Genomic DNA, 11,025 nt, shown 5'->3' on the forward strand with positions numbered 1-11,025 from the left:
CCGTTCCTCTGCGCGCCACCTTGGCGGTGGTGGCGGTGCTCGCTGCCGCCCTCAGCGGCGGCGGGCTGCTCGGTCGTGCGCCTGCCACTCCTGAGGCGGCTCCTGCGGGCGGTGGTACGCACGCTGTTGGTGGTGTGACCGCGTCCGATGCCGGGGAGTACGGGGCGTCGTCCGGCGGTGGTACGCACGCCGTTGGTGGTGTGGCCGCGTCCGATGCGGGGGAGTACGACGCGCCGGCCGCTGCTGCCGGCCGGACCGGTGCCGCCGGCCCGGCCGTGTCCGTCCTCCTCGCCGAGCGACGGCGGGCCGCGCTCACCACCTGCCGCTGCCACGGCGAGCGCGGGCCGGTGCCGGCCGGGCTCGCGGCGGCATGGTTCGTCCCACTTCGGTCGCCTCGGCACGGCCGCTCCGCTAACGTGCGACTACGGGCACGCCGTGATCGCCGAGACAGCCGCCGTGGGCACGCCGGCGGGCTCTGGCAGTGGGCTCGTTCGCTGCGATCATCTGCGGGAGGCAAGGGACATGAGCGGCGCCACTCGGCTGCGACCGCCCCGGAACTGGCTGGACCATCGCGTCATGGCCTGGTGGCGAGCGCAGGTCGGCGTGCTGACGGCCGTGGTGGTGGTCCCGCTGCTGATCCTCGGCCTGCTCATCGCGCCGGCGCGGCCGTGGTTCCTGATCCCGGCGGCCGTGCTGGCCGTCGCGGGGCTGCTCGGGATCCTGCTGCTGCCGCCCTGGTGGTTCCGGATCCATCGCTGGGAGGTCACCGACCAAGCCGTCTACACACGTGGTGGCGTGCTGTGGCAGGTCTGGCGGGTGGCGCCGATGTCACGCATCCAGACGGTCGACACCGTCCGCGGTCCGCTGCAGCGCGCCTTCGGCCTGTCGACGGTGACGGTGACGACGGCGTCCTCGGCGGGAGCGGTGAAGATCGAGGGCCTCGACCACGAGCAGGCCGCCGAGCTCGCCGAGGAACTCACCCGTATCACCCACGACACCCCCGGCGACGCGACGTGAACGACGCCGATTCCGGCGGCCCCGGCGACCCGCCCGCCGAGCGCGCCGCCTCCAGCGAGCCCGGCGGCCCTTCCGAGCACGCCGACGCTGCCGGAAGGGCCGACCCTGGCGGACCTGACGACCACGCCGAGTGGAGCGGCCACGCCTTCGACCTCCCGACCGTGCCCGCGCCCGGCCCCGCCGTCGGCGCCACTCCCGGCTCGCTCGATCACGCGGCCGCCCGCCATGCCGCCGGAGCAGACCAGGCGACCGAATCCAGCGCTGACGGCGGCCCCAACGTCGACGGAGGCCGCAGCGCCCTCGACGATCCCAGCGTCGACGACAGCCCGGGCTGGCTCGTGCTGCACCGCGACACCCTCAAGGTCACCGGCATCTGGGTCTTCATCCTGGCCCTCGGCGGCGCCATCCCCACCACCATCGGCGTCGGCTCCGGGACGTCCTACGGCACCGCGTTGGCGTGGGTCGTGCCGGCGGTGGCGCTGGTCGTGCTGGGCTCGGTCATCGCCGACTACGTGCGCTGGCGACACAGCCGGTACCGGGTCACGCCAACGCGTATGGAACTGCACAAGGGCCTGATCTTCACGACGAAACGCTCCCTCGCCCGCGAGCGCATCCGCACCGTCGACCTCTCGGCCGATCCGGTCCAGCGCCTGTTCGGGCTGGCGAAGGTGAGCATCGGCACCGGCGAGCAGGTCGAGGCGGGCGGCCCGGGGCAGTCCCCGCAGACGCTGGTGCTCGATCCCGTCAGCCGCGACGAGGGCGAGCGGCTGCGTGCGCTGCTGCTCGACCGCGTGCCGCTGGCCGCCGACGGCACCGAGCCGGGCGTGCGGGTGCTGGCCCGCTGGGATCCCGGCTGGCTCCGCTTCGCGCCGCTGTCGTTCTGGACGTTCGCGCTGGCGGGCATCGCGGTCGGCGGCCTGTTTCAGGTGCTGAACTGGTTCGGGCGCGAGAGCCTGCCGGTCGACACCACCAGGGACATCGTCGAGGACATCGGGGCGACGCAGACGCTGGTGCTGTTCGCGGTGGTGTTCGTGCTGGTCGGGGTGGTGGCGACGCTGGCGCTCACGCTGGAGGCGTGGTGGGCCTACCGGCTGGAACGCGAGCCGGGCGGCACGTTACGGGTCCGGCGCGGGCTGCTGACCACGCGCTCGGTCAGCATCGAGGAGCAGCGCGTCCGCGGCGTCGAGATCGTCGAGCCGCTCGGCGTGCGGTCGGCCGGCGCGGCGCGGGTCGACGTCGTCACGACCGGCCTGCGCGCCGACCCCAAGTCCGAGGCGTCGACGCTGTTGCCCGCCGCCCCCATGACGGTCGCCGCCTCGGTGGCGGCGGCCGTCGCCGGTGTGCGGCCGGGCGGACGGCTGCGACGACATCCGGCGGCGGCGCGGGTGCGGCGGCTGCGCTGGGCACTCGTGGCCGACGCCGTGCTGGCGGCGGTGGTGGTCTGGCTGGCGGTCGCCTCGCCGGTGCGCGACTTCTGGGCCATCGTGCTGACGGTGCTGGCCGCGGCCGCGGGCGTCGCCCTGGTGCTGCTGGCCGGCGACGCGTACCGGTCGCTCGGCCACGATCTCGACGGCGAGTTCCTGGTCGCCCGCAAGGGCAGCGTCCGCCGGGCGACGGTGTATCTGCAGCGGCAGGGCATCGTCGGCTGGCGCGCGAGCCAGTCGGTGTTCCAACGCCGCGCCGGCCTGCTGACCCTCACCGCCACGACGGCGGCCGGCGCACGGCGCTACTCGGTCATCGACGCCGACGAGCACGAGGTCCTCGAGTTCGGCGCCGAGGCCGTCCCCGGCCTGCTCGATCCCTTCCTCGTCCGCGATCGGCCGGCCGCGGACCTGACCGAGGAGGTGTCGCTCGGGGAGCCGTGACACTGCCGATCACGCGGCGTTCCCAGCCGCCTCGCGGGCTGCGCCGGAGCCGGGCGGGGGGCGCCGTGCTGCTGCGCCCGCTAGCGCCCTTGTCGCTGGAGGTCGGGCCTGGAGCGCTGCACTGCCGCGGCCGCTTGTGCCCAGGCTGAGTTGCCCGCGGCCGCTTGTGCCCAGGCTGAGTTGCCCGCGGCCGCTTGTGCCCAGGCTGAGTTGCCCGCGGCCGCTTGTGCCCAGGCTGAGCTGTCGCGGCCGCTTGTGCCCAGGCTGAGCTGCCGCGGCCGCTTCGGCCCAGGCTGAGCTGCCCGCGGCCGCTTGTGCCCAGGCTGAGCTGCCGCGCCCGCCTGGGCCGAGGCTGAGCTGTCGCGCCCGCTCGGGCCCAGGCTGAGCTGTCGCGCCCGCTCGGGGCCCGGGTCCCGGGGCTTACGCCAGGTGCGGGCTCACTCCCAACGGAACCAGCGAGCCGCCGCGGCGAGGCCGGCCAGTGCCCAGGCCGCCAGCACGGCGACCGATCCCCACGGCAAACCGGCGCCGTCGGCCAGGACCGACCGCAGCCCGTCGGCCAGGGCGCCGGTCGGCGTGAGCTCCAGCACCGTCTGCAGGCCGGACGGGAAGCCGGACAACGGGATCACCACGCCGCCCAGCACCAGAAGCAACAGATAGACGAGGTTCGCCGCGGCGAGCGTGGCCTCGGCTCGAAGCGTGCCGGCCATCAGCAGGCCGAGCCCGGCGAACGCCAGCGTCCCGGCGATCAGCAGCACGGCCACGGCCAGCGGCGATCCCGACGGCCGCCAGCCCAGCGCCAGCCCCAGCCCGCCGACCAGCACCACCTGGAACGCCTCGACCACCAGCACGGTCAGCGCCTTGGCCAGCAGCAACGTCCAGCGGGGGAGCGGCGACACAGCCAGGCGCTTCAGCGCGCCGTAGCGGCGCTCGTACCCGGTCGCGATGGCCAGCGACGTGAACGCCGTCGACATCACGCACAGCGCCAGCACGCCCGGCACGAGGAAGTCGACCCGCTGGTAGTCGCCCGTGTCGAACACCGGCGCGGCGGTCAGCAGCCACAACAGCACGACGGGGATGGCGGCGGTCAGCAGCAGCTGCTCGCCGTTGCGCAGCAGCAGCCGGACCTCGAACAGCGTCTGGGCCAGCAGCATCCGGCCGACCGGCGCCGCCCCGGGCGCCGGCGCGAACAGCGAGACCCGGGCCGACGCGTCGTCCGGCCGGGGCGCGGGCGAACGGCCGGGCGACCCGGGGGACCCGGCCGAGGGCGACGACTCGGGGGACCCGTGCGCGGGCGAACGGCCGGGCGACTCGGGCTGGGACCCGGGCGCGGGCGACGACTCGAACGACTCGGGCTGGGACCCGGGCGCGGGCGACGACTCGGGCTGGGACCCAGGCACGGGCGACGACTCGGACGACTCGGGCGGAGGCCCGGGAGGCCCAGGCGCGGGCGACGACCCGGAGGACCCGGGCGCGCTTCCCGGCGGCGTCGAGGCGTCGCCGGGCGGGGTGGTGGTCACGGCGCCGTCCTTCCGGCCGAGGCTCCGATCAGCTCCAGGTACACGTCCTCCAGCGACCGGTGCCCGACCTGCAGGCCCTCGGCGAGGATGTCGTTCGCCGCGCACCAGGAGGTCAGCGTGGCCAGCAGGCGCGGATCGACCGGGGCCGTCACCTCGTACGAGCCGGGCGCCACCTCGCGCACCGCGGCGCCGTCCGGCAGCGCCGCCAGCAGCGACCCGACGTCCAGGCGGGGCGGGCCGCCGAAGCGGATGACGTCGTCGGAGACGCCGCTGGTCAGCTCCTGCGGCGTCCCCTCGGCGAGGACCCGGCCGGCGTCGATGATGACGACGTGGTCGGCGAGCCGCTCGGCCTCGTCGATGAGGTGCGTCGTCAGCACGACGGTGACCCCGGCCGCCCGCAGCTCGTCCAGCAACTGCCACGTCGCGCGGCGGCCCTGCGGGTCCAGCCCGGCGGTCGGCTCGTCGAGGAAGACCAGTTCCGGCCGGCCGACCAGCGCCGCCGCCAGCGCGACCCGCTGCCGCTCGCCACCGGACAGCCGCCGCAGCGGCGCCCGCCCGCGTGCCAGCGGCTCCAGGCCCAGCCGCGCCACCAGCATCGGGACGTCGAGCGGCGACGCGTGCAGCTTGGCCAGGTGAGCGAGCAGCTCGACCGGCCGCGCGCCGGGGTAGAAGCCGGCGCCGTCCTGCAGCATGACGCCCACCCGCGGCCGCAGGTCGGCGCCGTCGCGCCAGGGATCGAGCCCGAGCACGCGGACGGAGCCGGCGTCGGGGCGGCGGAAGCCCTCGCAGATCTCGACGGTCGTCGTCTTGCCGGCGCCGTTCGGGCCGAGGACGGCGGTGATCGTCCCGGCCGCCACCTGGAAGGACAGCCCGTCGACGGCGGTGACGGCGTTGTAGCGCTTGACCAGAGAGGCGATCTCGACGGCCGGCGCTGTGCTCATCCCGCGAGTCTCGCACGACCCGCCGGAGCCGCCGACGACCGGTCGAGCCGCCCGCATCCGCGCCAGCCGGGCAACCCGGCCCGGCAACCCGGCCCGGCAACCCGGCCCGGCAACCCGGCCCCGGGCAAGCCGGCCCGGCAACCCGGACCGAAGCCCCACCCGCACCCCCGAGAACCAAGGTAAGGCTGACCTGCGTGATGCATCGCACGATGAGGAGGTTGAGTCGGCGAATGAAAAAGAGCACGATGGTGTTGTGAAAAACGTGCGCGACGCTACCAGGGCACCGGGCGACGAGCCTGGCGTCCAGGAGGCGCATGCGCGCACCCGCGAGCGGGTCGCCCGCTCCATCCTCGAGAACGGCCCGTCGACGGCGGCCGCGTTGGGCGAGCGCCTGGGGCTGACCCCGGCGGCCGTCCGGCGCCACCTCGACACCCTGCTGGGCGACGGCGTCATCGAGTCCCGCGAAGAGCGAGTCTACGGCCACCGCGGCCGGGGCCGCCCGGCGAAGGTGTTCGTGCTGACGCCGGCCGGTCGCGACGCGTTCGAGCAGGCCTATGACGATCTCGCGGTCGGCGCGCTGAAGTTCCTCGCCGAGACCGGGGGAGAGCAGCTGGTCGCGGAGTTCGCACGTCGCCGGATCGCCGACCTCGAGGAGCGGTACCGCCCTATCATCGAGTCGGTACCTCCTGAGCAGCGCGCGGCCGCGCTCGCCGACGCCCTCAGCGCCGACGGGTACGCCGCGTCGGCCCAGGCGTCGCCGGTCACCGGCGAGCAGTTGTGCCAGCACCACTGCCCGGTGGCGCACGTCGCCGAGCAGTTCCCGCAGTTGTGCGAGGCCGAAACCGAGGCGTTCGCCCGGCTGCTCGACACCCACGTTCAGCGCATCGCCACCATCGCGCACGGCGAGGGCGTCTGTACCACGCACATCCCCCGGAGCGGTGCCGCCCCGGGACCCGGAGAGAACGAGAGGATCTCCCAGATATGACCACCACCGCTCACCCCGAGCTCGAGGGCCTGGGTCGTTACGAGTACGGCTGGGCCGACAGCGACAGCGCCGGCGCCGCCGCGAAGCGCGGGCTGAACGAGGACGTGGTCCGTGGGATCTCCGCCCTCAAGAACGAGCCCGAGTGGATGCTCGAGACCCGGCTCAAGGCGCTGCGGCTGTTCGACAAGAAGCCGATGCCGACGTGGGGCGCCGACCTCTCGACCATCGACTTCGACAACATCAAGTACTTCGTCCGGTCGACGGAGAAGCAGGCGGCCTCGTGGGAGGACCTCCCCGAGGACATCAAGAACACCTACGACAAGCTCGGCATCCCCGAGGCCGAGAAGCAGCGCCTCGTCGCCGGCGTCGCCGCGCAGTACGAGTCCGAGGTCGTCTACCACAAGATCCGTGAGGACCTCGAGGAGCAGGGCGTCATCTTCCTCGACACCGACACCGGCCTCCGGGAGCACCCCGAGCTGTTCAAGGAGTACTTCGCCTCGGTCATCCCGGCCGGCGACAACAAGTTCTCCGCGCTGAACACCGCGGTGTGGTCCGGCGGCTCGTTCATCTACGTGCCGAAGGGCGTGCACGTCGAGATCCCGCTGCAGGCCTACTTCCGCATCAACACCGAGAACATGGGCCAGTTCGAGCGGACGCTGATCATCGCCGACGAGGACTCCTACGTCCACTACGTCGAGGGCTGCACCGCCCCCATCTACACGTCCGACTCCCTGCACAGCGCGGTCGTCGAGATCGTGGTGAAGAAGGGCGCCCGGGTCCGGTACACGACCATCCAGAACTGGTCGAACAACGTGTACAACCTGGTGACGAAGCGCGCCACGGCCGCCGAGGGCGCCACCATGGAGTGGATCGACGGCAACATCGGCTCGAAGATCACCATGAAGTACCCGGCCATCTACCTCATGGGCGAGCACGCCAAGGGCGAGACGCTGTCGCTGGCGTTCGCCGGCGAGGGCCAGCACCAGGACTCCGGGTCGAAGATGGTGCACATGGCGCCGAACACGTCCAGCTCCATCGTGTCGAAGTCGGTCGCCCGTGGCGGCGGCCGCACGTCGTACCGCGGCCTGGTGCAGGTCATGCCGCGCGCCACCACCAGCGCCAGCACGGTGCGCTGCGACGCGCTGCTGGTCGACACCATCTCGCGGTCCGACACCTACCCGTACGTCGACATCCGCAACGACGACGTCTCAATGGGCCACGAGGCCACCGTCTCCAAGGTCAGCGAGGACCAGCTCTTCTACCTGATGAGCCGCGGCCTCACCGAGGAGGAGGCCATGGCCATGATCGTGCGCGGCTTCATCGAGCCCATCGCGCGCGAGCTGCCCATGGAGTACGCGCTGGAGCTGAACCGGCTGATCGAGCTGCAGATGGAGGGCGCGGTCGGCTGACGCCGCCGCCCGAAGCCAGCAGCCCGAGCCCCCACGAGAGAGAGCAGATGACCACCGACACGGCTCAGCAGGCCCAGCACGGCCTCACCGAGCACTCGCACGGCGCCGGCGCGCCCGACCACGGCGGCAGCGCCTTCGACACCGTCGCGTCGTTCGACGTCGCCGACCACGTCGTGCCGCGCGGGCGCGAAGAGGAGTGGCGCTTCACGCCCATGGCGCGGCTGCGCGGCCTGCACGACGACGCCCCGCTCGACGGCCACGACTACGAGGTCAGCGTCGACGCCGCCGAACAGGTGGTCGTCGAGACGGTCGAGGCCACCGACCCGCGACGAGGCTCGTCCGGCTACGTGCCGAACGACCGTCCCAGTGCCCGGGCGTGGGCCGAGGCCGACAAGGTGCTGGCCATCACCATCCCGGCCGACGCGGTCGTCGAGCAGCCGACCATCGTCCGGCTGCGCGGCCTGAGCGCCGAGAAGGCCGCCGCCGGCCACGTCGTCATCACGGCCGAGCGGTTCAGCCAGTCCGTCGTGGTCCTCGAGCACGAGGGCTCGGCGGCGTTCGCCGACAACGTCGAGATCGTCACCCACGACGGCGCCCGGCTCACCCTGGTGAGCCTGCAGGACTGGGCCGACGACGCCATCCACCTGTCGCACCACCACGTCAGCGTGGGCCGCGACTCCGTCGTCAAGCACGTCGTGGTGAGCTTCGGCGGCGACCTCGTGCGCACGTCGGTCACGCTCGACTACGCCGCGCCCGGCGGCGACGCCGAGCTGCTCGGCCTGTACTTCGCCGACGCCGGCCAGCACCTCGAGAAGCGCCTGTTCGTCGACCACAACCAGCCCAACTGCCGCAGCAACGTGCTCTACAAGGGCGCGCTGCAGGGCGCGAAGGCGCACGCGGTGTGGATCGGCAACGTGCTCATCCGGCCGGCCGCCGAGGGCATCAGCACCTACGAGCTCAACCGCAACCTGGTGCTCACCGACGGCGCCCGCGCCGACTCCGTCCCGAACCTCGAGATCGAGACCGGCGAGATCGAGGGCGCCGGGCACGCCAGCGCCACCGGCCGGTTCGACGACGAGCAGCTGTTCTACCTGATGGCGCGGGGCATCCCGGCCGACGAGGCGCGCCGGCTGGTCGTGCGCGGCTTCTTCACCGAGCTGATCAACAAGATCGGCGTACCGGAGATCGCCGAGCGGCTGACCGCCACCGTCGAGCGCGAGCTGGCGCTGGGCGAGGACCTGCCGGCCGCATCGACGACGCACTGACCACCGAGAACACCCGAGAGGCATCGAGAATGAGCACCCTGGAGATCCGCGACCTGCACGTCTCCGTCGAGACCGAGGCCGGCCCCAAGGAGATCCTCCGCGGCGTCGACCTCACCGTCCAGAGCGGTCAGACGCACGCCATCATGGGCCCGAACGGGTCCGGCAAGTCCACCCTGGCCTACTCGCTGGCCGGGCACCCGAAGTACACCGTCACCAGCGGTGAGGTGCTGCTCGACGGCGAGGACGTGCTGGCCATGACGGTCGACGAGCGGGCCCGCGCCGGCCTGTTCCTGGCCATGCAGTACCCGGTCGAGGTGCCGGGCGTGTCGGTGTCGAACTTCCTGCGCACCGCCAAGACCGCCGTCGACGGCGAGGCGCCGAAGCTGCGCACCTGGGTGAAGGACGTCAAGCAGGCCATGGACCAGCTGGCCATCGCCGACGACTTCGCCGAGCGCGACCTCAACACCGGCTTCTCCGGCGGTGAGAAGAAGCGCCACGAGATCCTGCAGCTGGAGCTGCTGAACCCGAAGTTCGCGGTGCTCGACGAGACCGACTCCGGCCTCGACATCGACGCGCTGCGGGTGGTGTCCGACGGCGTCAACCGCTTCTCCGCGGCCGGCGACAAGGGCGTCCTGCTGATCACGCACTACACGCGCATCCTGCGCTACATCAAGCCCGACTTCGTGCACGTCTTCGTCAACGGCCGGGTGGCCGAGGAAGGCGGCCCGGAGCTGGCGGAGAAGCTGGAGGAGAAGGGCTACGTCGACTACGTCGGCACCCCGGCCTGACCCCCGCCCCGCACACACCGGAGGAGTCACCGTGAGCGCACCGCACAGCCCGCTGGACGTGGATCGGGTCCGCAAGGACTTCCCGATCCTCGAACGGCGGCTCGCCGGTGACCACCCGCTGGTCTACCTCGACTCCGCGAACACCTCGCAGAAGCCGGCCGCCGTCGTCGAGACCCTCGCCGAGCACTACACGCGGCACAACGCCAACGTGGCGCGCGCCGTGCACCAGCTCGGCGAGGAGTCGACGGCGGCCTACGAGAGCGCCCGCGACAAGCTGGCCGCGCTGATCAAGGCGCCCAGCCGCGACGAGATCATCTTCACCAAGAACGCCTCCGAGGCGCTCAACCTGGTCGCGCACACGCTGGCCAGCGGCCTGGCCGACGACCCGCGCTACCGCCTGGGGCCCGGCGACGAGATCGTCGTCACCGAGATGGAGCACCACTCCAACATCGTCCCGTGGCAGCTGGCGGCGAAGCGCACGGGCGCGGCGTTCCGCTGGTTCGGGCTCACCGACGACGGCCGGCTGGACCTCTCGACCATCGGCGAGCTGATCAACGAGCGGACGAAAATCGTCTCGCTGGTGCACCAGTCGAACAGCCTGGGCACCGTCAACGACGTCGCGACGGTGGTCGCGCGGGCCCGCGAGGTGGGCGCGCTCGTCCTGCTCGACGGCTCGCAGTCGGTGCCGCACCAGCCCATCGACGTCACCGAGCTGGGCGTCGACCTCCTCGCGTTCACCGGCCACAAGATGGTCGGCCCCACGGGCATCGGCGTGCTGTGGGGACGCCGCGAGGTGCTCGACGGGCTGCCGCCGTTCCTGGGCGGCGGCGAGATGATCGAGACCGTCGCGATGACGGGCTCGACGTTCGCGCCCATCCCGCACAAGTTCGAGGCCGGCACGCCGCCCATCGCGCAGGCCATCGGCCTGGGCGCGGCGGTCGACTACCTCACCGGCATCGGCCTCGACCGCATCCACGCGCACGAGCAGGCGCTGACGGCGTACGCGCTCGACAAGCTCAACGCCGTCGACGGCGTCCGGATCATCGGGCCGAACTCGACGGAGTCGCGCGGCGGCACCGTGTCGTTCGTCGTCGACGGCATCCACCCGCACGACGTCGGCCAGCTGCTCGACGAGCGGGGCGTCGCCGTGCGCGTCGGGCACCACTGCGCGCGGCCGGTCTGCGTGCGCTACGGAATACCCGCGACCACCCGAGCGTCGTTCTACCTGTACACGA

9 protein-coding genes are annotated in these 11,025 nt (G+C 72.7%); 7 read left to right on the top strand and 2 right to left on the bottom strand.

Annotation, left to right across the window (positions count from 1 at the left end):
* The first annotated feature begins 522 nt into the window (after positions 1–522).
* Together BLV02_RS02850 and BLV02_RS02855 are read left to right on the top strand one after the other, a co-directional pair.
* Positions 523–1,017, top strand: a complete 495-nt coding sequence (locus tag BLV02_RS02850) for a PH domain-containing protein (RefSeq protein ID WP_069114114.1) — start codon at positions 523–525, stop codon at positions 1,015–1,017.
* A complete protein-coding gene (locus BLV02_RS02855; RefSeq protein ID WP_216094497.1) occupies positions 1,014–2,882 on the top strand; it encodes a PH domain-containing protein in 1,869 nt (622 codons plus the stop codon). Before BLV02_RS02850 ends, BLV02_RS02855 begins: the two co-directional genes overlap by 4 nt.
* A gap of 437 nt (positions 2,883–3,319) precedes the next feature.
* Here the strand turns inward: BLV02_RS02855 and BLV02_RS02860 are convergent, their stop codons facing one another.
* Both BLV02_RS02860 and BLV02_RS02865 read right to left on the bottom strand, forming a co-directional pair.
* Positions 3,320–4,036, bottom strand: a complete 717-nt coding sequence (locus BLV02_RS02860; RefSeq protein WP_083289112.1) for an ABC transporter permease — start codon at positions 4,034–4,036, stop codon at positions 3,320–3,322.
* A gap of 362 nt (positions 4,037–4,398) precedes the next feature.
* Positions 4,399–5,343, bottom strand: a complete 945-nt coding sequence (locus BLV02_RS02865) for an ABC transporter ATP-binding protein (RefSeq protein ID WP_069114113.1) — start codon at positions 5,341–5,343, stop codon at positions 4,399–4,401.
* 262 nt (positions 5,344–5,605) lie between these two features.
* On the opposite strand from BLV02_RS02865, the gene BLV02_RS02870 reads away from it, so the two are divergent.
* The 5 genes from BLV02_RS02870 to BLV02_RS02890 form a co-directional block, all read left to right on the top strand.
* Positions 5,606–6,328 carry a helix-turn-helix transcriptional regulator gene (locus tag BLV02_RS02870; protein WP_069114112.1) on the top strand — a complete coding sequence of 241 codons (723 nt, stop codon included), beginning with the start codon at positions 5,606–5,608 and terminating at the stop codon, positions 6,326–6,328.
* Positions 6,325–7,737 carry a Fe-S cluster assembly protein SufB gene (sufB, locus tag BLV02_RS02875; protein WP_069114111.1) on the top strand — a complete coding sequence of 471 codons (1,413 nt, stop codon included), beginning with the start codon at positions 6,325–6,327 and terminating at the stop codon, positions 7,735–7,737. Before BLV02_RS02870 ends, sufB begins: the two co-directional genes overlap by 4 nt.
* Positions 7,738–7,784: 47 nt before the next feature.
* Positions 7,785–9,002: a Fe-S cluster assembly protein SufD gene (gene sufD / locus BLV02_RS02880; RefSeq protein ID WP_069114110.1), complete on the top strand. Its 1,218-nt coding sequence runs from the start codon at positions 7,785–7,787 to the stop codon at positions 9,000–9,002.
* A gap of 29 nt (positions 9,003–9,031) precedes the next feature.
* Positions 9,032–9,790 carry a Fe-S cluster assembly ATPase SufC gene (sufC, locus tag BLV02_RS02885; RefSeq protein WP_069114109.1) on the top strand — a complete coding sequence of 253 codons (759 nt, stop codon included), beginning with the start codon at positions 9,032–9,034 and terminating at the stop codon, positions 9,788–9,790.
* A 31-nt stretch (positions 9,791–9,821) separates the two neighbouring features.
* Positions 9,822–11,025: cysteine desulfurase (locus BLV02_RS02890; RefSeq protein ID WP_074946096.1), on the top strand; the 1,204-nt coding region annotated here is incomplete at its 3' end.

Source organism: Jiangella alba, from assembly GCF_900106035.1.
In the GTDB taxonomy this organism is placed as follows: Bacteria; Actinomycetota; Actinomycetes; order Jiangellales; family Jiangellaceae; genus Jiangella; species Jiangella alba.

Excerpts from the sequence above, each read along its gene's own strand:
- sufB (WP_069114111.1), top strand. The coding sequence starts at position 6,325 with ATGACCACCACCGCTCACCCCGAGCTCGAGGGCCTGGGTCGTTACGAG.
- BLV02_RS02850 (WP_069114114.1), top strand. The coding sequence starts at position 523 with ATGAGCGGCGCCACTCGGCTGCGACCGCCCCGGAACTGGCTGGACCAT.
- BLV02_RS02865 (WP_069114113.1), bottom strand. The coding sequence starts at position 5,343 with ATGAGCACAGCGCCGGCCGTCGAGATCGCCTCTCTGGTCAAGCGCTAC.
- sufC (WP_069114109.1), top strand. The coding sequence starts at position 9,032 with ATGAGCACCCTGGAGATCCGCGACCTGCACGTCTCCGTCGAGACCGAG.
- BLV02_RS02860 (WP_083289112.1), bottom strand. The coding sequence starts at position 4,036 with ATGCTGCTGGCCCAGACGCTGTTCGAGGTCCGGCTGCTGCTGCGCAAC.
- sufD (WP_069114110.1), top strand. The coding sequence starts at position 7,785 with ATGACCACCGACACGGCTCAGCAGGCCCAGCACGGCCTCACCGAGCAC.